A 24,743-nucleotide genomic window follows, 5' to 3' on the forward strand; every position below is an offset into this window, starting at 1 on the left:
TGGCCATGACAAGAGTCGTTACAATTTCGCGGCTTGGTCTTAATTGATGCGAGTTGATGCTAAACTGGCGCCATTCGCGTCACGTAGGCCTTTGTCATGAGCGAGCATTTCGCTACCAATCTCAAGCTGGCTTGCAGCCACTACCGCTCTATCTCCGAAGTTTGCCGCCAACTGTCGATCAATCGCGCCCAGTTCAACAAATACCTGAGCGGGCAAAGCCGTCCGACGGCTTACAACCTCAAACGCATTGGCGATTTCTTCGGGGTGGAGGAATACGAGCTCGACCTGCCCGCCGATCAGTTTTCACGCTTGATCGGCGCGCGAGTACCGTCCTCGGTTGAGCAAACCGGCGATCCGATCAGCGAGCTGTTTCGGCCTCTGCATGATCACGCGGGCAACCTGTCGCGTTACTGCGGGTATTACTTCGAGTACTCCAATTGCATGTCGGTGCCGGGTACGGTCCTGGTATCACTGGTGCATCTGTGGGAGGAGGGCGGGCGCTTTCTGTTCGAGCGCCAGGAGCGGCAGGAGCGGTCGAGCGCAACGGACCAGCATGCCGAAGTGCGTTGTCGGTACCTGGGGGCTGCTTTCCAGTTGCAGGACCGGGTGTTCCTGATCGACTACGAATCGCTTACCTACAACGAGATGAGCCAGACCATTCTCATCCCCAGCTTCAAGAGCCGTATCACCCGCCTCAACGGCCTCAAGGCCGGCGTGTCCAGCGGCGACCGGCGCAATCCCGCCTGTACCCGAGTGGTGTGGGAGTACCTGGGGCAAGAGATCAATCGCATCAACGCCTACCGCCAGGTAAAACTGTACCGGCCTGATGACCCCCGCATAGATGAAGACATCCGCGAGCGGTTGGATGTGGGCCCGCTCAGGAATGGGTTGTTTGAAGTCGAGTAGGGAGCAATTCGTTAAACAGCATCGAGAATGAAGTCCGTCACAATGCTTGTGATCTGATCGGCGATATCCGGGTTGGCCCGCAAATAGGAGGGGATGCCGTGGTCGCAGTTTTCAAGAATGAGGCACTGAAAACGCTCTGGCGCAGTCGAGCGTGTTAGGGCGCTGATTAGTTCTGCAGGTATGGGGCTGTACCGTTCTGCGCCTGCGTGCCACACGTGGCCCGCGCCTGTGCCAGGGGGTCTTGAGAAATGACGCGAGTCAAGCCCATCGTGCTCGCCGATCAGCAACAGCACTCGGCCCGGAAATCCTTCAAGAAAGAGGTAGCTGTCGCAATCGAAAAATGCGAAGGGCTTTCTGATGGCCGCCGAAAATGCCGGGCCAAATGGCAGTGAGTGGGCGCTGTCTGGATAGATCGCAGGGCAGACAAGGATAAGCGTGTCCACATGCGGCAACTGTGCTGCCATTTTCAATGCCAAGGCTGCGCCGAGGCTGTGACCAATCAACGTTCGGCACTCAAGTGCGATATGCGAATGAAAGCGCCATGCTTCTTCAAGGTTTATAACCAGCGAAGGCGCTGCTGCACCTGGTGCGCTGGCTAGACTATGCCCTGACAAGTTCGCCGTGAGCGAGCCGATACCTGCAGCCTGTAGGCGGTAGAGCAGTGGATTGAGCCGAGTAAAATCGGACCGAGCGCCCGCCAGTACAAAAACAGGTGCTGCGCGTTGCAGATCGGGTACTAGCAGACGGGCCTGTTGTTCGTAGCTTCCGAATCCTTCGTCGATAAACCATTCCATGCCTGGAGCGGGTTCTTCATATTGCCATTTCAGGCGCCCGCAGGAGTAGGCTTGCATGTGCGAACAGTCTCTACGAAAGGCGTGTTAGCCAGTTACTGATAGGGTTGTGCGGCTCGGTAAGCAGTTCGAGCAGCATGAGGATGCAGCCGCTTACCAACCGCGGTTTTACGAACATGACCAAGAGCGTAGCGCGCTGCCTGTGCTTGGCTAGCTGTGCATCTAACAAGGCAGCAAGGGCCCTCTTCAGCACTACTGAGGCCAGCCGAATCTGCAATTCAAAGCCCTTTCGCTGAGGTGTGGAAGTCAGTCATTGCCTAATGCATCGTAGGGCTTTTCTCCGAATGATTTTTTCCATCGTTTTTGGGGCGTCGGCACTGCCACCACTTGCAGCATCCGCATGCCCCACGTTGGACTTCCCCGCCCGGAAACCGCAAAATGGCCGCTTTCCCTTACAACCTCCGGATCTGCTGACTCTATGCGTATGCGCCTAATGCTGTTGGGTGGTGGCAATGCCCTCGGGCAAGCGCTGATTCGTCTTGGGGCCGAGGAGGACATCGCTTTCATGGCGCCGCGCCCTCCAGAGGAGGGCTGGGCGCCTGCCAGCCTCACCCAGTTGCTCGACGATCATCGTCCCGACGCCGTGGTCAACCTGGCGTATTACTTCGACTGGTTCCAGGCCGAGTCGGTCAGCGAGCAGCGTCTGGCGCTTCAGGAACGCGCCGTGGAGCGGCTGGCAGAGTTGTGCCAGCACCACCAGATCACGCTGGTCCAGCCCTCGAGCTACCGCGTGTTCGATGGCTCGCGTGCCACCGCCTACAGCGAAAAGGACGAGCCATTGCCGCTTGGCCTGCGCGGGCAGGCGCTCTGGCGTATCGAACAAAGCGTGCGTGCGGCCTGCCCGCAACATGTGCTGTTGCGGTTCGGCTGGGTGCTGGACGAAAGTATCGATGGCCTGCTTGGCCGTTTCCTGACGCGCGCCGAGCTACCCCAGGAATTGCTGCTGGCCGATGATCGGCGTGGCAACCCGACACCCGTCGACGATGCGGCCAGGGTCATTCTCTCGGTGCTCAAGCAACTGGACTGCAATTCGCCGTTGTGGGGTACCTACCACTACGCCGGGAACGAAGCGACCACGCCTGTGGCGCTAGGCCAGGCGATCCTCGCCGAGGCCGGCCAGCATCGACAACTCGCGGTGCAGACGCCAACGCCGCAGGCCCATGCCGCGCGCCCGGATGCCAGCGAAGAGCCGCAGAACGCAGTGCTGGCCTGCAAGAAAATCCTTCACACCTTCGGTATCAAGCCCCGTGCCTGGCGTGCAGGCTTGCCGCCTCTTCTGGACCGGTTCTATCGCCATGGCTGATGCCCCCATCCTGATCACCGGCGGTGCCGGCTTCATCGGCTCTCACCTGAGCGACGCCTTGCTGGCGCGTGGCTACGCCGTGCGCATTGTCGACGACCTCTCCACGGGCAAGCGCGACAACCTGCAACTGGGCCACCCCCTGCTTGAGCTTGTCGAGGGGGACGTTGCCGACGCCGAACTGGTCCAACGCGCAGCGGCAGGCTGCCAGGCCGTGGTGCACCTGGCTGCGGTGGCCTCGGTGCAGGCTTCGGTCGACGATCCGGTGCGCACGCACCAGAGCAATTTCATCGGCACGCTCAACGTGTGCGAAGCCATGCGTGTTCACGGGGTGCGCCGCGTGTTGTTCGCGTCCAGTGCAGCGGTCTACGGCAACAACGGTGAAGGCCAGTCCATTGCCGAAGATACGCCCAAGGCGCCGCTGACACCGTATGCCGTGGACAAGCTGGCCAGTGAGCAGTACCTGGATTTCTACCGGCGCCAGCATGGGCTTGAGCCTGTGATATTCCGGTTCTTCAACATCTTCGGGCCGCGGCAGGACCCTTCCTCGCCTTATTCGGGCGTCATCAGCATCTTCAGCGAGCGTGCACTGCAAGGTCAGCCAATCACCGTGTTCGGTGACGGCGAGCAGACGCGGGACTTCCTGTATGTAGGTGACCTGGTACAGGTCATGGTGCAGGCGCTCGAGCAAGCGCAGGTCGAGGAGGGGGCCGTGAACATCGGTCTCAACCAGGCCACGTCACTGAACCAGATGCTCGCTGCGCTCCAGCAGGTGGTGGGCAGCTTGCCCGCAGTCAGCTATACCACGCCGCGCTCGGGCGACATCCGCCATTCGCGTGCGGACAACAGGCGGTTGCTGGCTCGCTTCGACTTCAAGCGGGCCACCTCGATGGTGGAGGGGCTGTCCCGGTTGTTGGGCAAGCTCCGTTAGCAACCGATGGGCGCCCAGTCCGGCGCTCAGTACGACAGTAACGAAACGGGGCGGCCTTGGCCGCCCCGTGTGTTTTACAGCGCTCGATCAGAACTTGTAGCCCAGGCCGACCATGTAGACCCAAGGGTCCACGTCCACGTCGACCTTGGTCTTGCTATAGCCCAAGGCGCTCGGGCCGTTCACGCTGGCCTTGGTGTCGATGTCCACATACCAGACAGCGGCGTTGACCAGCAGGTTATCGGTGATCATGTAGTCCATGCCCAGCTGGCCGGCGAACCCGACCGAATCCTGCAGTTTCAGGTTGCTGAACCCTTGTTGCTTGCGGTTGCTGCTCAGGTCTTCATCGAAGAACAAGGTGTAGTTGATGCCCACGCCCGCATAGGGTTGAAACTTCGACGACGCCTCCATCGGGTAGTACTGCAACGAAAGGGTCGGCGGCAGTTGCTTGATGTCGGCTAGCTTGCCATCCAGCCCACCGCCCAGCCCTTTCACCCCTACCGTGTGCTTGAACGGCGTGGCTGCCAGCAATTCCAGGCCAATGTGGTCGGTGAGCATGTAGGCGAATGCCAGACCCAGCTGGGTATCGCTGTCCAGGGTCGCCTTGGTGCCTGCCACTTTGTTGCCGTCGAACTTCAGGTCGCTGCTGCTCTCGTTGGGCGCAGTGGTGATGGCGCCAGCACGTACGATGAAATCACCGGGTTGATAAGCGTGCGCAGCCGGGGCGGTGAGTGCCAGGGCCACGAGTGAGGCACCGAGCAAGGACTTGTTCATGGAAGCTCCCAAAGGACGTTGATAATCGTGTAGTCCAATGGTACGGATGCAACTAAACAGAAAGTTTGACCCAGCTCAAAGAAGCGTCTGCACCGGCCTTCGGAAGGCTCATCTGAGTTCGTAGGCGTAGATCTTCTCGGCTTCCATCTGGTAACCCGCCTCAGCCAGTTCGCTGCTCGAGGGTTTGACATGCATCGTGCCCTCTATCCAGTAGGGCTGATACAGATCTTCGACCCGTACGCCCATTTCACTGACGATGTGCACAATCTGGTTCGACGGGGGCGGGGGCACGTGGATGCACGCACCGTAGTACGGCACCAGCAGAAATTCGGTGGTGCGGCCTTGCTCATTGACCTCCAGCGGCACGATGTAGCCCGGCAGCTTGATCTGCTGGCCATCGAGGCTGTTCACCACGGGTGCAGCAGGCGCCTGCTGGCGCGCGGCCGGGGCGGACTCGGCAGACAGTGCATCGCTGAGCTGCGACATGTCATGCAGGGGCGCCAGTTGCGGCGCGACGACCGGTGCGCCTTCGGGGATCAGGGCGGGCCAGTCGAGCTCTCTGGGCTGCGATGCCCACGCAGGTACCGCAAGCATCACGAGCAGCGAAAAAAGCAGGCGCCGGGCGGGGCTACCGGTTGGTAGGCGGGCCCCCATACGGCATGTCCATGCGCTTGCAAGCGCATGGAGAGCCCCGAAGCAGGCAGTGAGAAATCGGATCATCACAGGCTCTCAAAGGTGGATCGACAAGCCATCTGCCAACGACTGCCGATAGGCTCGCCATGCCGGAACGCTGCCCATCAACAGCGCTGCGCCAAGGATGATAGCCAGCAACGACCATTCATGCGTGCTGGGCCAGGCCAATGGCAGGTACAAGCCATAGTTGGCCTGCACGTAACCCTGGGCCAGGGCGATGCCGGCGTACAGCAGGCCAAGCCCGGCAACGATCCCGGCCGTTGCCAGCGCCAGAGCCTCAAGTACCAGCAGCCCGGCGATGTGCCATGGTCGTGCACCTACCGAGCGCAGGATCGCCATTTCTCGGCGGCGCTCGTTCAGACTGGTAAGAATCGCCGTGAGCATGCCGATCAGCCCGGTCAGCACAACGAACAGCGAGACCACGAACAGGGCTTGTTCGGCAGTGCCCATCAGGCTCCACAACTCTTGCAACGCCACCCCCGGCAAAATCGCCAACAGCGGCTCGCTGCGGTATTCATTGATTTCGCGCTGCAGGCTGAAGGTAGCGATCTTGTTGTTCAAGCCCAGCATGAATGCCGTGATCGCAGCGGGTTGCAGATCCATGCCACGCGCCTGTTCTGCACTGATGCGTCCCGCACCTCGGGCCGGCACGCCGTTGTGCCAGTCGATATGGATCGCCTCCATGCCGGCCAGGCTGATGTGCAAGGTGCGGTCAACCGGCGTGCCGGTGCGCTTGAGTACACCGACCACGGTAAATGGTTTGTCGTCGTGCTTGACCAGGCTGATCGCCGCTACGCCATGGGCCAGCACCAGTTTGTCGCCCAGCTTGTAGTGCAAGGCGTCGGCAACCTCCGCGCCCAGTACCACTTCGAAAGGATCGTCGGCAAATTCCCGGCCCTCGCGCAACGCCAGGTGCTGCTTGCGCCCGTACTGATAGTGGTCGAAATAGGCGCCGGTGGTGCCCATCACCCGGTAGCCGCGGTGCGAGTCGCCCAGCGAGATGGGGATCGCCCACTTCACCCGTGGGTCCTGGGCGTAGTGCTGGTAGCTGTCCCAGCGTATGTTGTTGGTGGCATTGCCGATGCGAAACACCGAGTACAGCAGCAGGTTCACCGAACCTGAACGTGCACCGACAATCAGGTCAGTACCACTGATGGTGCTGGCAAAGCTGGCGCGAGCTTCGGTGCGCACCCGCTCGACGGCCAGCAGCAGGCAAACCGACAAGGCGATGGCAAACGCGGTCAGAAAGGCGGTGAAGCGGCGGTTGGCCAGGCTGGCCAGGGCAAGGCGAAGCAGGTACATCATGCCTCCCGGGGCTTGGCGGCACGATTGAGCTCGGCCAGGGACAGGTGTCGGTCGAACAGCGGGGCCAGGCTCTGGTCATGACTGACGAACAGCAAGCTAGAGCCTGCCGCGCGGCATTCATCGAACAGCAACGCGATGAACGCTTCGCGGGTATCGGCATCCAGCGCTGATGTGGGTTCATCAGCGATCACCAGCTCGGGTTGGCCGATCAAGGCGCGGGCGGCGGCGACGCGTTGCTGCTGGCCGATCGACAGGCTGTCGGCTCGCCGCGTGAGCAACTGCGGATCGCCCAGGCCCAGGTGGGCAAGCAATTCGCGGGCGGCCTGGTCGACGCTACCGTGGCGCTCGACGGCACGCTGGGCGCGGCTGCGCGAGAAACGACAGGGCAGCTCGACATTTTCCCGCACCGAGAGAAACGGCAGCAGGTTGAATTGCTGAAAGATATAGCCGGTGTGGTCGACACGGAAACGGTCCCGGGCACCTTGGCCGAGTAGGGCCAAGTCCTGCCCAAGCAGTTGGATTCGCCCACGGCCTGGCCGGTTGACCCCGCCGAGCAGGCCTAGCAGGGTAGTCTTGCCACTGCCGCTTGGGCCCTTGAGAAACACGGCTTCACCGGCTTGCAGTTCAAAGGCTGGGATATCCAGCAACGGCGGTTGTCCCGGCCAGGCGAACGCCACGCCTTGCAGGTGGATCAGCGGCTGGTTCATTCAGAGTGTGACCACAGCCTTGGTTGGCGAGGTTTCCACCCCCTTCTGGCCGTTCGGGCCGATCAATTGCACATTGATTTTCTGCGTGGCGGGGAAGGCCTTGAACAGCGGCGACAGGTCGATCTGGGTGAGTTTTTCGGGCGCTGTGCAGGTGAGTTGGTAATGGGCGTTGATGTCGCTGTGAACGTGGCCTTTTTCGTGCTCGTCGGCATCATCGTCCGCCTTGGCGGCATCCCCAAACAGCGGGCTTTGCAGTTCTTGCTGGTCTGGTGTGCAACCCGCGGCCGCCGTCAATGCGAACAACTTCAGGGGCTGTTCCAACTGCTGACGCACCGCGGCCACCTTGGCCTTGTCGGCATCGCTGCTGGCCATGTGCTCGAAGCCGACCAGGTTCATCGCCGGGCTGTCCAGCTCAAGCTCCAGGGTATTGCCGTCAAGCACGGCATTGAGCTTGGCCACGCCATGCTCATGGGCGGCAAGCGTGCCATGGCCGTGATCATGCTCATGTTCTTCGTGGGCATGGGCCGTCATGGCCAATGGCAAGCAGGCGAAGGGCAAGGCTAGCAGCAGACGACGCATGGGCGACTCCAGGAGCGGATTATAGGAGTAGTTATGTTATAACGATTGTTTGGCAGGCCGCCAGCCTCGTGGCTCAGGTTTCATGTTGCGGTAGCATGGCGACAATGACTTGAGCGAGGACCTGCAGTGAGAATTCGTGGAACGATCGGTAAGTGGCCGGTGGACTTGACCATCGAGCTTGATCCCCAGGAATGGGCGCAGTTGGCACGGCCAGCCGAACAGCTCCCCGCTTCGACACCCCAGCCAGCTGCCGCGGTGCCTCCCGCAGCAGCAAAGGATGATGGGCCGTGGCGGGTAGCCTGCGAATTATTGCGCACGGCTGGCCGGATGGAGGGGCCTGAGCTGCTTGAGCATTTGCAGGGCCTCACGGGGGACTTTGGCGCAGCCAAGCGGCTGCTGGTGCGGCTGCGGCACCATCGGCAAGTGCGGGTGTTCAGTGAGGGCGAAACGCCGGTGTATGTGTGGCAGGCCGTCGAAAAGGCGTAGACGACCTCGAACGACGTGACAAGCGTGTCAGTGGCCGGCTCACGGGGCAAGGCGGAGCAACCCAGGCAACAGGTGCTGGGCCTGATTAGTACCGAGCCGCTCGTATCCCAGAGCAGAGTTTGAGCACCAGGGCATGAGCAGGGTGGCGTACCTTGCTCATGCCTCCACGCCTGATAAGCGTCAGTACATCGCAGCAAACAGCTTACGGCGATACGTACCCACCAGCGGATGGGCACTGCCGAGCAACTCGAACACCTGTAGCAATGCCTTGTGTGGCAGCCCGTTTTCGTAACCGCGATTGCGCTGGAACAGCTTGAGCAGGCTTTCGAGCGCGGGCTCGTACTGCTGGCGTGCCAGCTGCTGAATGCACAGTTGGTACGTGGCTTCGTCATCCTGTGGATTCTGCGCCAGGCGACTTTTCAGGTCGGCAACCTCCGGCAGGCTGGCGGCCTGGCGCAGGAACGTCAGTTGCGCCTTGGCGCCGGCCAGAGCGGCCTTGTGGTCCTCTGTCTTGACCGCATCCAGCACCACCTGGGCCTCACCCAGTTCACCGCGCTCGGCCAGGCAGCGGGCGTACAGGATCAGGCCTTCAGCGTTGCTGTTGTCCTCTGCAAGCAATTGCTGCAGCACGGCTTCGGCTTCGGCAAAGCGGCTTTCGGCGAACAGCGCCTGAGCCTGTTCCAGCGGCGAAGCGGTGGGTGGCGCCGGCAGCTGCACATGCGGCTCGAGCATGGCGCGGATCGCCGATTCCGGTTGGGCACCGGCAAAGCCGTCGACCGGCTGGCCATCCTTGAACAGCACCACCGTCGGCAGGCTGCGGATGCCGAATTGCGCCACGACCTGCTGCTCGACGTCGCAGTTGATCTTGGCCAGCAGCAGTTCGCCCTGGTACTCCTCGGCAATTTTTGCCAGAAGGGGCATCAAAGCCTTGCACGGCGCGCACCATTCGGCCCAGAAATCGACCAGCACCGGCTTGTGGAATGAGTTCTCGATCACCAACTGCTGGAACGTGGCATCGGTGGCATCGAAGATGTATGGGGTGTCCTGGCTCATCGCGACTCTCGCAAATCCGTGAATGGCACCACTATAAAGGCTCGCGGCTTGCGTGGTACAGGCTGACCCGGCGGAATTCGTGCGGCTCGGCCAGGTCCGGCAGGGTCAAGGCGTCGAGCACCCCGAGCGAGCGGTACAAAGGGTGGCTGAAGTCCCGCACGCGCGAGTCGGCTACCAGTATCTGTCGCCCCCGGTCGAGGAAGGCATCGAGCAGCGGCAGGTTGGCGCGGTCGTAGAGCACATCGGCCACCAGGATCAGGTCAAAACGGTCATCTTCGGCAAAAAAGTCGCTGCTGTAGCCCAGTTCCACCTCGTTAAGGGCGGCGTTGGCACGGCAGGCGTCCAAGGCGAGCGGATCAAGGTCGCAGGCCACGACCTCCAGCGCACCTGCACGGGCGGCGGCAATGCCGGCGATGCCGGAACCGGCGCCAAAATCGAGCACCCGCTTGCCGGCTACCCACTCCCGATGCTCGGCCAGGTAGCGCGCCATGGCCAGGCCACTGGCCCAGCAGAAGCTCCAGTACGGCGGGTCTTCGAGAATGCGCCGGGTTTCTTCACTGCTGAAGGCGCGGTCCATGTTCTGGTCATCGATCAGCCATAGTTTCAACGCGCAGCCGGGCAGGTCGCTGATCACCAGTCGTGCTTCGCCAATCAGGCCGCTCAGGGCCTGTTGCAATGCCACTGGCGCCACTTACGGTGCCTTTTCGAACTGCAGCGGGCCGGTGGCCTGGGTCTGTGCCTGGGTGATGCGCAGCGGCGGCAAATGCATGATCAACTGGCCAGAGCGGCTGGCTCGTCCGCGCAGCTCCACCCTGGCGCCGGCCGGAAATGCCTCGGGATTGAAGCGCAGCTGGTAGGGCAAGGCCTGTCCGGTACCCGGCAGGGTGCTACTGGCCAGCAGCTGTTGCGGCCGATCGCGCTCATCGATCACCAACAGGGCAAGTTCCACCTCTGCGCCTGCGGGGATTCCCAGCAACGTGCCGCTCAGCTCGCGCTGATAAGCCGGCAAGGGGCCAAGCGGCTGGGCCTTTTTGGCCACCTTGGCGGGCGCCGGGGCAGGCGGTTGTTCGGTCTTGGGCCGGTCACTGCCGCAGGCGGTGAGCAGGGCGGCGCAGCACAGCACGGCAAGCGCGCGAAGAGGCATGGGGTAGTCCTTCAGGGGCAGAATTGCATGGATGTTAACCCCTTTGGCTTGTCTTGCCAGTGGGATGCGCTACCATGGCCCTCCCTTTTTTTGTTGCCTGCCACCATGCACTGTCCGTTTTGCGGTGCCAACGACACCAAGGTCATCGACTCGCGCCTGGTCGCCGAGGGCGAGCAAGTGCGGCGCCGTCGCGAATGCGTCGCCTGCGGCGAGCGCTTCACCACCTTCGAAACCGCCGAGCTGGTACTACCCCGGCTGATCAAGCAGGACGGTACTCGCCAGCCCTTCGACGAAGACAAGTTGCGGGCCGGCATGCAGCGTGCGCTGGAAAAACGCCCTGTCAGTGTCGAGCGCCTCGAAGCCGCCCTGGCCCACATCAAGAGTCGGCTGCGTGCCACCGGTGAGCGCGAGGTCAAGTCGCTGGTGGTGGGCGAGCTGGTGATGGGCGAGTTGCGCAAGCTCGATGAAGTGGCCTACATCCGTTTCGCCTCGGTTTATCGGCGCTTCCAGGACCTTGACGAATTCCGCGAAGAAATCGACCGCCTGGCCCGTGAGCCAGCCAAAGAGTGAGCATGCAAACCCCCGCAGCTGTGCTTGACGCCCATTACATGGCCCGCGCGCTTGAGTTGGCGCGCAAGGGGCTCTACACCACCCACCCCAACCCGCGTGTGGGCTGCGTCATCGTCAGCGATGGCGAGGTGGTGGGCGAGGGCTGGCATGTACGCGCCGGGGAGCCCCATGCCGAGGTGCATGCGCTTGCCCAGGCAGGCGAGCGTGCGCGGGGCGGCTGTGCCTATGTCACCCTCGAACCCTGCAGCCACCATGGCCGTACGCCGCCGTGTGCCGAAGCCTTGGTCAAGGCCGGTGTGGCGCGCGTGGTGGCCGCCATGCAGGACCCGAATCCCCAGGTAGCCGGGCAAGGCCTGCAGCGGCTTGCCCAGGCCGGTATCGACGTGGCCAGCGGGGTGCTCGAAGCGCAGGCACGGGCACTTAACCCTGGGTTTCTCAAGCGCATGGAGCAGGGGTTGCCGTTCGTGCGCGCCAAGCTGGCCATGAGCCTGGATGGTCGTACCGCCATGGCCAGCGGCGAAAGCCAGTGGATCACCGGCCCTGCGGCGCGTTCTGCCGTGCAGCGCCTGCGGGCGCGCTCAAGCGTGGTGCTGACCAGTGCAAGCAGCGTGCTGGCTGACGGTGCACGCATGACGGTGCGTGGCGCCGAGTTGGGCCTGGATGCCGAAACCACCGCGCTCGCCCTGAGCCGGGCACCGCTGCGGGTGCTGGTCGATGGCCGTTTGCGCTTGCCCTTGCAGGCACCATTCTTCCAGGCCGGTCCGGCGCTGGTGGTGACCGCCGTCGCAGATGACCCACGTTATGCCGCTGCCGGCCATGAACTGCTTAGCCTTCCGGGTGACAATGGCCATGTCGACCTGCGTGCCCTGCTTCAAGCCCTGGCCGCCCGTGGCGTCAACGAAATCCTGCTGGAAGCCGGCGCAGGTCTGGTGGGTGCCTTCGCCCAGCAAGGCCTTGTCGACGAGTACCAGCTGTTCATGGCCGGCACCTTCCTGGGCTCAAGCGCACGTCCCCTGCTGGACTGGCCATTGAGCCGCATGAGCGAGGCACCGCGGCTGCAGATCACCGACATGCGCGCAGTAGGCGATGACTGGCGGGTCACAGCCGTACCGCTGCCTGCTCCCGGCGTATAATGCGCGGCTTGCCCCGCGCACACCGTTTTGAGGAAGACCCATGTTCACCGGCATCATCGAATCCATCGGCACCATCCGCAGCCTGACGCCCAAAGGCGGCGACGTGCGCGTGCACGTCGACACCGGCAAGCTCGACCTGGGTGACGTCAAGCTTGGCGACAGCATCGCCGTCAATGGCGTGTGCCTGACGGCGGTGGAGTTGCCGGGCAACGGCTTCTGGGCCGATGTCAGCGTGGAAACCCTCAAGCGCACGGCCTTCGTCGACCTGAAAAGTGGCAGCAAGGTCAACCTTGAAAAAGCGCTGACGCCCACCACCCGCCTGGGGGGGCATCTGGTCAGCGGCCATGTCGACGGCGTGGGCGAAATCATCTCGCGCAGCGATAACGCCCGCGCCATCCAGTTTCGCGTGCGTGCGCCGCGAGAACTGGCCAAGTACATCGCCCACAAGGGTTCGATCACCGTCGATGGCACCAGCCTGACGGTCAATGAGGTCAATGGCGCCGAATTCGAGCTGACCATCGTCCCGCACACCCTGTCCGAAACCATCATGGCCGACTACCGCGCAGGGCGTCGGGTTAACCTTGAGGTCGACCTGCTGGCCCGTTACCTGGAGCGCTTGCTGCTGGGCGACAAGGCGGCCGAGCCGAGCAAGGGCAGTGGCATCACCGAAAGTTTCCTGGCCGCCAACGGCTTCTTGAAATCCTGATTGAGAAGGGGGTGCCGCGTGGCGCTCAACAGCATCGAAGAACTGGTCGAAGACATCCGCCAGGGCAAAATGGTCATCCTGATGGATGACGAAGACCGCGAGAACGAAGGCGATATCATCATGGCAGCCGAATGCTGCCAGCCCGAGCACATCAACTTCATGGCCAAGCACGCCCGTGGCCTGATCTGCATGCCAATGACCCGCGAACGTTGCGAAACCCTCAAGCTGCCGCTGATGGCGCCGCGCAATGGTTCGGGTTTCGGCACCAAGTTCACCGTTTCGATCGAGGCGGCCGAAGGGGTCACCACCGGCATCTCCGCCGCCGACCGTGCCCGCACCGTGCAAGCGGCTGCCGCCAGGGACGCCAAGGCTGAAGACATCGTCAGCCCCGGGCATATCTTCCCGCTCATGGCTCAGCCAGGCGGTACGCTGGCACGCGCCGGGCACACCGAGGCAGCCTGCGACCTGGCACGCATGGCCGGGTTCGAACCCAGCGGCGTGATCTGCGAGGTGATGAACGACGACGGCACCATGTCGCGCCGCGCCGAACTGGAAGTGTTCGCGGCCGAGCACGGCCTGAAGATCGGCACCATCGCCGATCTCATTCACTACCGCATGATCCACGAGCGCACCGTACAGCGGGTCTCCGAGCAGTCGGTGGAAAGCGAGCTGGGCGAGTTCAACCTGGTCACCTACCGCGATGCGGTAGAAGGTGACGTGCACATGGCCTTGACCCTGGGCACCATCTGCGCCGAAGAGCCCACGCTGGTGCGGGTGCACAACATGGACCCGCTGCGTGACCTGCTGCTGGTCAAGCAGCCGGGCCGCTGGAGCCTGCGCGCCGCCATGGCCGCCGTGGCCGAAGCCGGAAGCGGTGTGGTGCTGCTGCTGGGGCACCCGCTCGATGGCGACGTGCTGCTTGCGCATATCCGCGAAAGCGCAGGCGATGCACCGGCCAAGACCCCGACCACCTACAGCACTGTGGGTGCCGGTTCGCAGATCCTGCGTGACCTGGGCGTGCGCAAGATGCGCCTGATGAGTTCGCCGATGAAGTTCAATGCGATATCCGGATTCGACCTGGAAGTTGTAGAATACGTGCCCTCCGAGTGACTTGAGGCGGCAATCACGCCCTGCAGCTCGAGTCCATACCCCTGTCGAGGCCGCCAGCAAGCGGCCTTGCGTTTGAAGATGAGAATATCGCAATGACCCTGAAGACCATCGAAGGTACCTTCATTGCCCCCAAAGGTCGCTATGCTTTGGTGGTTGGCCGCTTCAACAGCTTCGTTGTCGAAAGCCTGGTAAGTGGTGCCGTTGATGCCCTGGTACGCCATGGCGTCAGCGAAAACGACATCACCATCATCCGTGCGCCTGGCGCGTTCGAGATTCCGCTGGTTGCCCAGAAAGTCGCCCAGCAAGGCGCTTATGACGCGATCATCGCCCTGGGCGCTGTGATCCGTGGCGGCACCCCGCACTTTGAATACGTGGCGGGCGAGTGCACCAAGGGCCTGGCCCAGGTGTCCATGGAGTTCGGTGTCCCTGTGGCGTTCGGCGTACTGACCGTCGACTCCATCGAGCAGGCCATCGAGCGTTCCGGCACCAAGGCCGGCAATAAAGGTGCAGAAGCCGCCCTGTCTGCCCTGGAAATGGTAAGCCTGCTGGCGCAGTTGGAGGCCAAGTGATTAGCGACGAAAGCGATCGTTTCAACCCGCGCGATCCCAAAACTGCGGATGCCGGCAAGCCATCGAAGAGCGCCAAGCGCCGTGAAGCCCGCAAGCTCGCGACCCAAGCGCTGTATCAATGGCACATGGCGCAGCATTCGTTGAACGAGATCGAAGCGCAGTTTCGGGTCGATAACGATTTTGCGGATGTCGACGGCGCCTACTTCCGTGAAATCCTGCATGGCGTTCCGGCCATCAAGGACGAAATCGACAGTGCGCTCAAGCCCTGCCTGGACCTGAGCCTCGACGAGCTCGACCCGGTCGAGCTGGCCGTGTTGCGTCTGTCCACTTGGGAATTCATCAAGCGCATCGACGTGCCTTATCGCGTTGTGATCAACGAAGGCGTCGAACTGGCCAAGGTCTTCGGCGCCACCGACGGCCACAAGTTCGTCAACGGCGTGCTTGACAAACTGGCACCGACGCTGCGCGAAGTCGAAGTCAAGGCGAACAAGCGCTAATTGCGGCGCAGCCTGGCCATGGGTGAGTTCGAACTGATCAACCGTTACTTCGCCTCCGCGCACTGTGCCGTGCACGGCGAGGGCGAAGGGGTGGCGCTGGGCATCGGTGACGACTGTGCCCTGCTGGATCTCCCTCCGGGTGAGCAGTTGGCCGTCTCGACCGACACCCTGGTAGCCGGCGTGCATTTCCCTGCCGTCTGCGACCCGAAGCTGCTGGGGCAGCGCTGCCTGGCCGTCGCTGTCAGTGATCTGGCCGCCATGGGCGCTACTGCGATCGGCTTCACGCTGGCCCTTACCCTGCCTGACGTCAGCCACGAGTGGTTGGAGGAGTTTTCGGCAGGGCTCAGCCGCATGGCACACCGTTGCCGCATGAGCCTGATTGGCGGTGATACGACCCGGGGGCCGTTGAGCATCACCGTGACGGTGTTCGGCCGTGTGCCCACCGGGCAGGCATTACGACGCACTGGCGCCCAGCCGGGCGACCTGCTGTATGTCGGTGGCTCGCTGGGCAAGGCCGCTGGCGCCTTGCCACTGGTACTCGGGGAGCGCCAGGCGCCGCCGGCCGTGGCAGCGCCGCTGCTGGCCCACTACTGGGCACCCATGCCGCAGCTTACCCTCGGTGCCTTGCTCAGAGGGCACGCTACGGCGGCACTCGATATTTCCGATGGCTTGCTAGCCGATTGCGGTCACATCGCCAAGGCCTCTGGCGTGGCGCTCGAGGTGAACCTGGCGCAGGTGCCGGTGTCCCCCGAAGTGGAGGCGTTCCTGGGGCGCGAGGCAGCCGTGCAGGCAGCGCTCGCCGGTGGTGACGACTACATCTTGGCGTTCACGGCACCCCCGGGCGCCTTGACGCACCTTGCGCACTTTGGCTTCATCCAGGTCTACCCCATTGGCCGCGTACTGCAAGGGCAGGGCGTGTCCCTGCGCGACGCGCACGGTCAGGACATCACGCCTCAGCAGCGGGGCTACCAACACTTTAGGGAGATACCGTGACCGACCACCCCAATCAGGTGCCTGCGGAGTTCGTTCCGCCATCGGTCTGGCGCAACCCTTGGCACTTCATCGCGTTCGGGTTCGGCTCTGGCACCTTGCCCAAGGCGCCTGGCACCTGGGGCTCGCTGGTGGCGATACCCTTCATTCCGCTCTGGCAGATGCTGCCCGATTGGGGCTACTGGCTGGTACTGGGTATCACCATGCTGTTCGGCTTCTGGCTGTGCGGCAAGGTGGCCAATGACTTGCGCGTGCATGACCATGAAGGCATCGTCTGGGACGAAATGGTCGGCATGTGGATTACGCTGTGGCTGGTGCCCGATGGCTGGCAGTGGCTGTTGGCGGGCTTTCTGATGTTCCGCTTCTTCGACATCCTCAAGCCGTGGCCCATCCGTTGGATTGATCGTCACGTCCATGGCGGCGTCGGCATCATGCTCGATGACGTGCTGGCCGGCGTCTTCGCCTGGTTGGGCATGCAGGTTCTGGTATGGGCTGTCGCATAGAACGGGGGCTGCCATGGTGCTGAAGGGTGTGCTGCTGGCATTACTGATGGTCGCGGCCCCGTGGGCTACTGCCGGCGACAGCCAACCTGACCAGATTCACCTAGTCAGCGAGGAGTGGGCCGACTACACCAACGCAGATGGCACCGGTGTGGCCTGGGACGTGATGCGCAAGGTGTTCCAGCCCGCAGGGATCGAGGTCGTGCCGCAGAGTGCGCCCTACAGCCGTGCCATTGGCCTGGTCAAACGTGGCGAGGCTGATGCCTGGGTCGGCTCCTACAAGAACGAAAGTGAAGACAACCTCTACCCGCGCTGGCATTTCGACGTCGACCATGTCTACGCCCTCGGGCTTGCCAGCAAGCCGGCCCCCACACTGGCAACCATCGGCGACTATCGCCTGGCCTGGGTGCGTGGCTATGCCTATGGCAAATACTTGCCCCGCGTGCGGGAGTACCGTGAAATCCAGCGGCGCGAAGGCATTCTGCCCATGCTTGAGCATGACCGGGTGGACTTCTATGTCGACGCCATGACCGAAGTGGACTACGTCATTGGGCAAAGCTCGCAACCTGAGCGATTCCGGCGTACCCACGTGGTCGAGCTGCCCATGTACCTGGCGTTCGCCCGCAGTGAGCGGGGTGAGACATTGCGTGATGTGTTCGACAAACGCATGGCCGAACTGGTGCGCAGCGGCGAACTCAGGCCGATATTCGAGCGTTGGAAACAGCCTTATCCTTTCGATACCAGCGCCAAGCCGTAGCGCGTGGCGCATAACCGCACCTGCCACGCATCGAGGTTTTCGATAATAACCGGCGGTATACTGCCGGAGCACTGCCCGTAAGCTGCTGATACAATCGGTCCATTGAAATTCCCACTTATCCCAGGAGCACAACGTGCCCGTCGTCTTTGTTGCAGCCTCTAAACTCCCGACGCCTTTCGCGACTTTCACCATGCACGGCTTTCTGGATGAAGCCACCGGCCGCGAGCACGTGGTGCTCAGCCTGGGTGATATCGCCGATGGGCAGCCGGTATTGGGGCGCCTGCATTCCGAGTGCCTGACCGGCGACGCCTTGTTCAGTCAACGCTGTGATTGCGGGTCGCAACTCGAAGCTGCCCTCCAGGCGATCGCCCGAGAAGGCCGTGGCGTGCTGCTTTACCTGCGCCAGGAAGGCCGTGGCATTGGCCTGCTGAACAAGATCCGCGCCTATGAACTGCAGGACGGCGGGGCGGACACGGTCGAAGCCAATGAGCGCCTCGGGTTTGCCGCCGACCAACGCGACTATGCCATTTGCCTGCCAATGCTCGAGCACCTGGGAGTCAAGGCGTTGCGCTTGATGACCAACAACCCGCGCAAGGTCAAGGCCCTGACCGACATGGATATCGTGGTGGCCGAGCGTGTGCCGCTGCATACCGGGCACAACCCGCACAACAGCCATTACCTGGCGACCAAGGCCGGCAAGCTGGGCCATATGCTGGGCAACGAACACCAGGGCGAGGTGCCCCAGGCGTGACCCGCGCCGAGGTCAAGCGGCGTCTTGCCCTGGCCTGGTGGCAATACCTGGCGGTGGGCCTCGTGCCGCTGCCGGTCATGGCCTGGGCCTTTGGCGGTGGCGAGGCGATGATTCCCATGTTGGCCATGCCGCTGTTCATCGCTGGCGCAGCTACGTTGTTTCTCACCTTGCCGCGCTTCGGGGCCTACAAGCGCGCGCTGATTGCCACCTCCAAGGCACTCGGTACCGAAGCCGAGCCTGCTGCGTGGATCGAACTGGCTCGCGTGCGGCGCCTGGCCATGACCTATGCCTGCTTCCCCGCCTGGGTAGCCGCGGTGTCGGTGCTGGTAGGGCTGGAGACCGTCCCGCAGGTGCTGCTGGCCTTGTCCACCGTGGTGTTGCTGTACCTGTACCGCCTGCCGCCTCAGCTCGGCTGATGCGCCGGCTCATTGCGGGGCTGGCGCTTCTGGCCTGTAGCCTGGCGAGCGCTGGGCCAGTGCGCGTCGTCAGCCTGGCGCCGTCGATGACGGACATCATGCTCGAACTTCAGGCAGGCGACCTGTTGGTGGGGGTGCTCGATGGGGGGGAACGGCCCTCTGCGCTGCGAGCGCTACCCTCGGTGGGGCGCTATGGCCAGCTGGATATGGAGCGCTTGCTCAGTCTGCGCCCTGATTTGCTCTTGCTGTGGCCGGGCAGCGTACCCCCTGCGCAGCGCGACCAGCTCAAGCGTCTAGGCATCCCTACTTTCAGCGCAGAGCCCCGCGGCATCGAACAGTTGATTGGCCAGATCGAAGAAATTGCCGAGCACGTGGGCCGCGCTGATCAAGGGCGCCGCTACGCTCACGCCTTGCGAGCACGATTGAACGCACTGCGCCAGCAATACCGCCGTGACAGGCCTCTGCAGGTCTTCTACCAAGTCTGGGATCGCCCTTTGTACACCCTGGGTGGGCAACAAGTGATCAGCGATGCGCTCGCCGTCTGTGGTGCACGGAATGTGTTTGCGGATTTGAACCCGGCAGCGCCACAGGTGAGCGTGGAGTCGGTCATCGCCCGCGACCCCGACATCATCCTGGCCGCCGATGTGCAACAGTTGGCCAGCTGGAAGGCCTGGCCGATGCTGCGCGCGGTGGCGCAGGACGGGTTGCTGGTGGTACCGGACAACGGCATCGAGCGCCCCAGTGGGCAGATGATCGAAGCGACGGCTCGCCTGTGCGAACTGCTAGCTGCTAGAGCGCCGGTGTCCAGGTCACGCTGAACAGCAACGTGCGCCCTTCTTCCCGATAGGCGTGGGGGTTGCCCTCGTAGCTGTACAGGGCGCGGCTGTAGCCACGGTCGAACAGGTTGTCCAGCTTCGCCTCCACCGTCAGCGCCTTGGTGGCTGCCCAACTGCCGCGCAGCCCCAGCAGCCCGTACCCACCCAAACGGCTGCGGTTGCCTTCATCGTCGTAGCTGCTGCTGACGGCTTGCACACTGGCACCGACGCCGAAGGGACCCACACGGCGGTCCAGATCCAGGCTCAGGGTGCGGCGTGCCCGTCGGGCCAATGTATGGCCACTGTCGCGGTCTCGGGGGTCGATCATCGCCAGGCCCAGCTGGCTGCTCCAGTCGCCCCACTGCTGGGCCAGGGCCAGCTCTACACCGTCGACGCGCGCCGAGGCTACGTTGCGGGGGATGGCATCCTGGCCGAACACGATCGCATCGCGCAGGTCGGTGCGGTACAGGGACGCCTCCAGACGGGTGTCGGGAGACAGCTGGCTGCGCCACTGCACTTCATGCGTCCTAGAGTGCTCGGGGTCCAAGTCAGGGTTGCTGAACTGCGGGTAATACAGGTCGTTGAATGTCGGTGCCCGGAAGCCTTCGCTGTAGGACAGCACCACATCATTGCGATCATCCAGCGCAACGGTCACGCTGCCACTCCAGGTGGTATGGGTGCCGAATTGCTCGTTGCGGTCCTGGCGTACGCCCACTTCAGTGGAGAACAGCGGGCCTTGGTAGCGATGCTGAAGAAACACCGCTCGATTCCAACGGCTGTCCTTCTCGAAGTCGGTGCTGGCGTGCACGCGGTCCTGATACCAGTCGGCACCGGCAAGCAGGCTGTGCTGGTCGTTCAGGGCCAGATCGTTCTGCCAGGTCATCTGGTCGCGGTAGGTGTTGAACACAAAGCGTTCACTGCTCAACGTGTCGCGCTTGTCGTCACGGTTTTCGCTGTGCGCTACCTCCAGCCGCGTGTGCCAGTTGTCGTTGGGCTGGGCGTCGAGGTAACTGCCCAGGCTGGCGATACTGAAGTCGGTGTAAGGCTGCTGGCCGACGCTTTCGTAGGTGACAGGGTCGAAGCCGCCGAATGGGTTGTCGTATTGACTGCGGCCTTGACTGTGCAGCAGGTTCATGCCGACTTCCACGCGCTCGCCGAGCGTCTGGCTCAGGCTGAAGTTGAGCGATTTGTTACGGTAAGCGTCATGGTCGGCGTCGCTGCCGAACGACGGTCCTGTTGAATCGATGCCTGCCGTTTCGTCCAGGCTTGCGCCCAGGTTGAAGCGCGTTGAGCCGTCGGCGCCCGACACACCCAGGCTGCGCTGGAAGGTTTTTCGGCTACCGGCGGCCAGACGCACACGCGGGTGCAGGCCATCACCGACGCTGCGCCGGGTGAACACCTGGATGACCCCGCCAATGGCATCGCTGCCATACACCGCCGACCGGGAGCCGCGAAGCACTTCGACACGCTCGATCTGGTCGACGTTGAGAAACTGCAGGCCGCTGTCGCCTGAGGTCGCGTTGGCGATGCGTACACCATCGACCAACACCAGCGTTTGCGCAGTCTTCGTGCCGCGAATGAAAAGGCCTGGCAAGCTGCCGCGTCCGCCGGTCGGTGCCACTTGCACGCCTGGCACGCGGCTGAGCAGGTCCATGACGCTGCTCGGTTGCAGGCGGTCGATATCGGTCCGGGTGAACACGGTGTTCGCCGCACTGGTGGCGGTGCGCGACTCTACCTGGCGGCTGGCGCTGATGAGCACATCAGGCAGTTTAAGGGCTTCGTCGCGTTCGGACGCCAGCAGGGGCAGAGGAAGGCAAAGCAGGGTGGCGAGGGTCGGATTTTTCACGGGCGGTACACGTCTGCGAAGTCTGCGCACTCCAACACGACGGGGCCCAGCGGAGAAAGGCCCTTGCCCTCAGAGTCGCCATGAACGAAGAAAAAGCCGGCAATCACCGACCTCGTTGGGTTAATGAATGCCGGCTCGTTTGGCTGAGCAACAGGGCTGCAGCGCAGCCCTGCACATCAAAGCCCCAGCTTGACCATGCGGGCTTTGACGCTCGCTTCGATGCCCGCTGCATCCAGCCCGCACTCTGCCAGCATCTGCGCAGGCTTGGCGTGTTCGACATAGAGGTCCGGCAAGCCCAGGTGCAGCAACGGCTTGACCACCGCCTCCCTGGCCAGGCACTCGCCTACGGCAGCACCGGCACCGCCCATGATGGCGTTCTCCTCGATGGTCACCAGCAGTTCGTGGCTACCTGCCATTTCCAGCACCAGGGATTCATCCAGAGGCTTGACGAAGCGCATGTCGACGACCGTGGCATTGATCTGTTCGGCCACTTGCAGGGCTTCGGCCAACTGTACGCCAAAGACCAACAGCGCGACCTTTTCACCCCGGCGACGCACCACGCCCTTGCCAATCTCCAGCGGTTCCAACCCCTCGTCGACAGCCGCACCAGGGCCTGTACCGCGCGGATAGCGCACGGCAGCCGGGCCGTTGTACAGGTGGCCGGTGCTGAGCATTCTGCGCAGCTCGCTTTCGTCGCTGGGCGTCATCACCAGCATGCCAGGGATGCAGCGCAGGTAGGACAGGTCATAGCTGCCGGCATGGGTCGGGCCGTCTTCACCCACCAGACCGGCGCGGTCGATGGCGAACAGCACGTCCAGGTTCTGCACGGCCACGTCATGAATCAACTGGTCGTAGGCCCTCTGCAGGAAGGTCGAGTAGATAGCCACCACCGGCTTGCTACCTTCGCAAGCCATGCCCGCTGCGAGGGTGACGGCATGCTGTTCGGCAATCGCCACGTCGAAGTAGCGTTCAGGGTAGCGCTCGCTGAACGCCACCAGGTCGGAGCCTTCCTTCATGGCCGGCGTGATGCCGACAAGGCGATCGTCGGCAGCGGCCATGTCGCAGAGCCACTGGCCGAACACGGCGGAATACTTCGGGCCGCTGGCCAGTTTCGGCGCAACCGGCTTGTCCACGGGCTCGAGCTTGGTGATGGCGTGGTAGCCGATCGGGTCGATCTCGGCCGGGGCGAACCCCTTGCCCTTTTTGGTCACCACGTGCAGGAACTGCGGACCCTTGAGGTCGCGCATGTTGCGCAGGGTGGCGATCATCGTGGGCAGGTCGTGACCATCGATGGGGCCGATGTAGTTCCAGCCCAGCTCTTCGAACAGCGTGCCGGGGACCAGCATGCCCTTGGCATACTCTTCGGTACGCCGCGCTATTTCCCACGCACCTGGCAGGCGCGACAGCACTTTCTTGCTGCCTTCGCGCATGCTGGTGTAGGTGCGGCTGGAGAGGATCTTGGCCAGGTAGTTGGACAAGCCCCCCACATTGCGCGAAATCGACATGTCGTTGTCGTTGAGGATCACCAGCATATCGGCGTTGACTTCCTGGGCGTGGTTCAACGCCTCGAAGGCCATGCCCGCCGTGAGTGCGCCGTCGCCGATGACCGCAATGGACTTGCGAGCGCTGTTTTGCAGGCGCGCCGCAATGGCCATGCCCAGGGCCGCGCTGATCGATGTACTGGAGTGACCGACGCCGAAGGTGTCGTACACGCTTTCGCTGCGGCGCGGGAAGGCGGCTACGCCGTCTTTTTGGCGCAGGCTGAGCATGCGGTTGCGGCGCCCGGTCAGAATCTTGTGCGGGTAGGCCTGGTGACCCACGTCCCATACCAGCCGGTCATCGGGGGTATCGAAGACGTAGTGCAGGGCGATGGTCAGCTCGATGACGCCCAGGCCGGCACCGAAGTGCCCACCGGTCTGGCCCACGGTATACAGAAGCTCCTGGCGCAACTCGTCGGCCAGGGTCTCCAGGTCGGCTTCGGCCAGGCGGCGCAAGCCATCTGGCGTGTCAGCGCGGTCGAGCAGCGGCGTGACCGGGCGTTCGCGGGGGATCTCTTGAAACGTCGTGGGCATCAGGCGAGTCGTTATAGGTGTATTAAGACGCGGCAGTTTACCCCATTGTAGGAAAAGCTGCCCATTCAGACGGGTGACGCGCGGGCGGCTTCGCAGCCATCACGCGGTACTCACCAGGTCAGTTGCGGCGTTCGACGATATAGCGCGCCAGGGCTCGCAGTGGTTCGGCCTTTTCGTCGAACCTTTCCAATGCGACCAGTGCCTGGTCGCGCAGTTCGATCGCGTAGGCCTTGGCCGCCTCCATGCCCAGCAGGGCAGGGTAAGTCGGCTTGTCGCGGGCGATGTCGGCGCCCTGGCGTTTACCCAGTGTAGCCGTATCGCTTTCCACATCCAGGATGTCGTCCTGAACCTGGAAGGCCAGGCCAATGGCCTGCGCATACACCTGCAAGGCATCGAGCTGCGCCTGGTCGGCACGGGCACTGGCCAGCCCGCCCAGGCGGACGCTGGCTTCGATCAGGGCACCGGTCTTGTGCCGGTGCATGAACGCCAAGGCCTGCTGGTCCAGCTTCATGCCCACCGAACCCAGGTCGATGGCTTGCCCGCCCACCATGCCAGCGGGACCGGCGGCCGTGGCCAGGGCCTGCACCATGGCCAGGCGAAGTGCGTCGGTCTGAGGGCTCAGGTGGGGGTCGAGCAATGCGTTGAAGGCCAGGCTTTGCAGGCCGTCACCGGCCAGAATGGCGCAGGCCTCGTCGAACGCCTTGTGTGTGGTCGGCTGGCCGCGACGCAGGTCGTCGTCGTCCATGGCCGGCAAGTCGTCATGGACCAGCGAGTAAGCGTGGATGAGCTCGACTGCGCAAGCGGCGCCGTTGGCGTGCTCCGCCGGAGCGCCCAAGGCCTCGCAGGCCGCATAGACGAGCAGCGGGCGTACGCGCTTGCCGCCGTTCATCACGCTGTAGCGCATGGCGGCATACAGGCGCTCGAGCTCGGGAGTGGGGGCGATGAAAAACGGCTCGAGTGCGCCATCGACACGGGCCTGGCAGGCGGACTGATAGGCACCGATCATGCCTCGGGCTCCACGTCGAAGGGTTGGGCGGTCAGTTCTCCATCGCGCTCCAGCAGCACCTGCACCTTCTGTTCGGCCTGAGCCAGGGCGCCTTGGCAATCACGCGTCAGGGCAATGCCTTGTTCGAAAGCGGCAAGCGAGTCCTCCAGGGACAACTCGCCGTTCTCCAGGCGCTCGACCAGTGCCTGCAACTCGGCAAGGGATTGCTCGAAATCAAGGGAAGCTTTTTTGCGGGCCATGGCGGCAGTCTCGGCGGTAGTCTGAACGCCGCGACACTAG

Annotated in this window: 29 protein-coding genes; 16 read left to right on the top strand and 13 right to left on the bottom strand. The window is 63.2% G+C overall.

Translation table 11 applies throughout. The annotated features are described in order from the left end of the window. Window positions 1–96 precede the first annotated feature (96 nt). Window positions 97–906, top strand: a complete 810-nt coding sequence (locus tag ACK59L_RS06535; protein ID WP_058603960.1) for a helix-turn-helix transcriptional regulator — start codon at window positions 97–99, stop codon at window positions 904–906. An 11-nt stretch (window positions 907–917) separates the two neighbouring features. Here the strand turns inward: ACK59L_RS06535 and ACK59L_RS06540 are convergent, their stop codons facing one another. Continuing rightward, window positions 918–1,757, bottom strand: a complete 840-nt coding sequence (locus ACK59L_RS06540) for an alpha/beta hydrolase (protein WP_409272520.1) — start codon at window positions 1,755–1,757, stop codon at window positions 918–920. Between the two features lie 418 nt (window positions 1,758–2,175). Here ACK59L_RS06540 and ACK59L_RS06545 point away from each other — a divergent pair, with 418 nt between their 5' ends. Both ACK59L_RS06545 and ACK59L_RS06550 read left to right on the top strand, forming a co-directional pair. Continuing rightward, window positions 2,176–3,060, top strand: coding sequence for a sugar nucleotide-binding protein (locus tag ACK59L_RS06545; RefSeq protein ID WP_033695074.1), 885 nt, complete (start codon window positions 2,176–2,178; stop codon window positions 3,058–3,060). Next, complete coding sequence (locus ACK59L_RS06550) at window positions 3,053–3,988, top strand: NAD-dependent epimerase/dehydratase family protein (RefSeq protein WP_058603962.1); 936 nt, start codon at window positions 3,053–3,055, stop codon at window positions 3,986–3,988. The genes ACK59L_RS06545 and ACK59L_RS06550 overlap by 8 nt, the downstream gene beginning before the upstream one ends. A gap of 87 nt (window positions 3,989–4,075) precedes the next feature. Here ACK59L_RS06550 and ACK59L_RS06555 read toward each other — a convergent pair whose 3' ends face one another. From ACK59L_RS06555 to ACK59L_RS06575, 5 genes are all read right to left on the bottom strand, one after another. Beyond that, complete coding sequence (locus ACK59L_RS06555) at window positions 4,076–4,759, bottom strand: OmpW family protein (protein ID WP_100852333.1); 684 nt, start codon at window positions 4,757–4,759, stop codon at window positions 4,076–4,078. Window positions 4,760–4,867: 108 nt separating this feature from the next. Next, window positions 4,868–5,353, bottom strand: a complete 486-nt coding sequence (locus tag ACK59L_RS06560) for a DUF3299 domain-containing protein (RefSeq protein WP_033737060.1) — start codon at window positions 5,351–5,353, stop codon at window positions 4,868–4,870. 135 nt (window positions 5,354–5,488) lie between these two features. Then, window positions 5,489–6,754, bottom strand: a complete 1,266-nt coding sequence (locus ACK59L_RS06565) for an ABC transporter permease (RefSeq protein WP_058603965.1) — start codon at window positions 6,752–6,754, stop codon at window positions 5,489–5,491. Then, window positions 6,754–7,464: an ABC transporter ATP-binding protein gene (locus ACK59L_RS06570; RefSeq protein ID WP_409272523.1), complete on the bottom strand. Its 711-nt coding sequence runs from the start codon at window positions 7,462–7,464 to the stop codon at window positions 6,754–6,756. The genes ACK59L_RS06565 and ACK59L_RS06570 overlap by 1 nt, the downstream gene beginning before the upstream one ends. Continuing rightward, window positions 7,465–8,043 carry a DUF2796 domain-containing protein gene (locus ACK59L_RS06575; RefSeq protein WP_409272525.1) on the bottom strand — a complete coding sequence of 193 codons (579 nt, stop codon included), beginning with the start codon at window positions 8,041–8,043 and terminating at the stop codon, window positions 7,465–7,467. Window positions 8,044–8,169: 126 nt separating this feature from the next. Between ACK59L_RS06575 and ACK59L_RS06580 the strand changes: the two genes are divergently transcribed. Then, window positions 8,170–8,529 carry a hypothetical protein gene (locus ACK59L_RS06580; protein ID WP_409272527.1) on the top strand — a complete coding sequence of 120 codons (360 nt, stop codon included), beginning with the start codon at window positions 8,170–8,172 and terminating at the stop codon, window positions 8,527–8,529. Window positions 8,530–8,709: 180 nt separating this feature from the next. Here ACK59L_RS06580 and trxA read toward each other — a convergent pair whose 3' ends face one another. Genes trxA through ACK59L_RS06595 form a run of 3 tightly spaced genes read right to left on the bottom strand, consistent with a single transcriptional unit; the run spans window position 8,710 to window position 10,726 of the window. Next, the gene (trxA, locus tag ACK59L_RS06585; RefSeq protein WP_144965401.1) at window positions 8,710–9,582 is read right to left on the bottom strand and encodes a thioredoxin; all 873 of its coding nucleotides are present in this window, start codon (window positions 9,580–9,582) and stop codon (window positions 8,710–8,712) included. A 31-nt stretch (window positions 9,583–9,613) separates the two neighbouring features. Further along, a complete protein-coding gene (locus ACK59L_RS06590) occupies window positions 9,614–10,273 on the bottom strand; it encodes a class I SAM-dependent methyltransferase (RefSeq protein ID WP_409272529.1) in 660 nt (219 codons plus the stop codon). Beyond that, window positions 10,274–10,726 carry a YbaY family lipoprotein gene (locus tag ACK59L_RS06595; RefSeq protein ID WP_058638671.1) on the bottom strand — a complete coding sequence of 151 codons (453 nt, stop codon included), beginning with the start codon at window positions 10,724–10,726 and terminating at the stop codon, window positions 10,274–10,276. Window positions 10,727–10,831: 105 nt separating this feature from the next. Here ACK59L_RS06595 and nrdR point away from each other — a divergent pair, with 105 nt between their 5' ends. The 12 genes from nrdR (at window position 10,832) to ACK59L_RS06655 (ending at window position 19,543) form a co-directional block, all read left to right on the top strand. Beyond that, window positions 10,832–11,296: a transcriptional regulator NrdR gene (nrdR, locus tag ACK59L_RS06600; protein ID WP_027915127.1), complete on the top strand. Its 465-nt coding sequence runs from the start codon at window positions 10,832–10,834 to the stop codon at window positions 11,294–11,296. 2 nt (window positions 11,297–11,298) lie between these two features. Continuing rightward, a complete protein-coding gene (gene ribD / locus ACK59L_RS06605; RefSeq protein WP_409272532.1) occupies window positions 11,299–12,429 on the top strand; it encodes a bifunctional diaminohydroxyphosphoribosylaminopyrimidine deaminase/5-amino-6-(5-phosphoribosylamino)uracil reductase RibD in 1,131 nt (376 codons plus the stop codon). 40 nt (window positions 12,430–12,469) lie between these two features. After that, window positions 12,470–13,135 (top strand): riboflavin synthase, encoded by a 666-nt coding sequence (locus ACK59L_RS06610; RefSeq protein WP_023534964.1) that lies wholly within the window; start codon window positions 12,470–12,472, stop codon window positions 13,133–13,135. Between the two features lie 18 nt (window positions 13,136–13,153). Beyond that, window positions 13,154–14,245, top strand: a complete 1,092-nt coding sequence (gene ribBA, locus ACK59L_RS06615; protein ID WP_023535004.1) for a bifunctional 3,4-dihydroxy-2-butanone-4-phosphate synthase/GTP cyclohydrolase II — start codon at window positions 13,154–13,156, stop codon at window positions 14,243–14,245. A 92-nt stretch (window positions 14,246–14,337) separates the two neighbouring features. Then, entirely contained in the window at window positions 14,338–14,814 is a 477-nt protein-coding gene (ribE, locus tag ACK59L_RS06620) for a 6,7-dimethyl-8-ribityllumazine synthase (RefSeq protein WP_023534949.1), read from the top strand. Beyond that, window positions 14,811–15,311, top strand: a complete 501-nt coding sequence (gene nusB, locus ACK59L_RS06625; protein WP_409272535.1) for a transcription antitermination factor NusB — start codon at window positions 14,811–14,813, stop codon at window positions 15,309–15,311. Before ribE ends, nusB begins: the two co-directional genes overlap by 4 nt. A gap of 18 nt (window positions 15,312–15,329) precedes the next feature. After that, the gene (gene thiL, locus ACK59L_RS06630) at window positions 15,330–16,304 is read left to right on the top strand and encodes a thiamine-phosphate kinase (RefSeq protein WP_409272537.1); all 975 of its coding nucleotides are present in this window, start codon (window positions 15,330–15,332) and stop codon (window positions 16,302–16,304) included. Beyond that, window positions 16,301–16,804 carry a phosphatidylglycerophosphatase A gene (locus tag ACK59L_RS06635; protein ID WP_023535011.1) on the top strand — a complete coding sequence of 168 codons (504 nt, stop codon included), beginning with the start codon at window positions 16,301–16,303 and terminating at the stop codon, window positions 16,802–16,804. Before thiL ends, ACK59L_RS06635 begins: the two co-directional genes overlap by 4 nt. 13 nt (window positions 16,805–16,817) lie before the next feature. Beyond that, window positions 16,818–17,558 carry a substrate-binding periplasmic protein gene (locus tag ACK59L_RS06640; RefSeq protein WP_409272540.1) on the top strand — a complete coding sequence of 247 codons (741 nt, stop codon included), beginning with the start codon at window positions 16,818–16,820 and terminating at the stop codon, window positions 17,556–17,558. A gap of 133 nt (window positions 17,559–17,691) precedes the next feature. Continuing rightward, complete coding sequence (gene ribA, locus ACK59L_RS06645; RefSeq protein WP_023534989.1) at window positions 17,692–18,309, top strand: GTP cyclohydrolase II; 618 nt, start codon at window positions 17,692–17,694, stop codon at window positions 18,307–18,309. Then, entirely contained in the window at window positions 18,306–18,725 is a 420-nt protein-coding gene (locus ACK59L_RS06650) for a hypothetical protein (RefSeq protein ID WP_058603975.1), read from the top strand. The genes ribA and ACK59L_RS06650 overlap by 4 nt, the downstream gene beginning before the upstream one ends. Continuing rightward, a complete protein-coding gene (locus ACK59L_RS06655; RefSeq protein ID WP_409272543.1) occupies window positions 18,725–19,543 on the top strand; it encodes a cobalamin-binding protein in 819 nt (272 codons plus the stop codon). The genes ACK59L_RS06650 and ACK59L_RS06655 overlap by 1 nt, the downstream gene beginning before the upstream one ends. Here ACK59L_RS06655 and ACK59L_RS06660 read toward each other — a convergent pair. From ACK59L_RS06660 to ACK59L_RS06675, 4 genes are all read right to left on the bottom strand, one after another. Then, window positions 19,515–21,386 (bottom strand): TonB-dependent receptor domain-containing protein, encoded by a 1,872-nt coding sequence (locus ACK59L_RS06660; RefSeq protein ID WP_409272545.1) that lies wholly within the window; start codon window positions 21,384–21,386, stop codon window positions 19,515–19,517. The genes ACK59L_RS06655 and ACK59L_RS06660 overlap by 29 nt on opposite strands. A gap of 176 nt (window positions 21,387–21,562) precedes the next feature. Then, window positions 21,563–23,458, bottom strand: a complete 1,896-nt coding sequence (gene dxs, locus ACK59L_RS06665) for a 1-deoxy-D-xylulose-5-phosphate synthase (protein WP_144965421.1) — start codon at window positions 23,456–23,458, stop codon at window positions 21,563–21,565. A 118-nt stretch (window positions 23,459–23,576) separates the two neighbouring features. Beyond that, entirely contained in the window at window positions 23,577–24,464 is an 888-nt protein-coding gene (gene ispA / locus ACK59L_RS06670; RefSeq protein WP_409272547.1) for a (2E,6E)-farnesyl diphosphate synthase, read from the bottom strand. Further along, the gene (locus ACK59L_RS06675) at window positions 24,461–24,703 is read right to left on the bottom strand and encodes an exodeoxyribonuclease VII small subunit (RefSeq protein WP_023534977.1); all 243 of its coding nucleotides are present in this window, start codon (window positions 24,701–24,703) and stop codon (window positions 24,461–24,463) included. The genes ispA and ACK59L_RS06675 overlap by 4 nt, the downstream gene beginning before the upstream one ends. Between the last annotated feature and the right edge of the window lie 40 nt (window positions 24,704–24,743).

It is taken from the genome of Pseudomonas sp. KCJK9111 (assembly GCF_046231935.1).
Lineage (GTDB): Bacteria > Pseudomonadota > Gammaproteobacteria > Pseudomonadales > Pseudomonadaceae > Aquipseudomonas > Aquipseudomonas parafulva_B.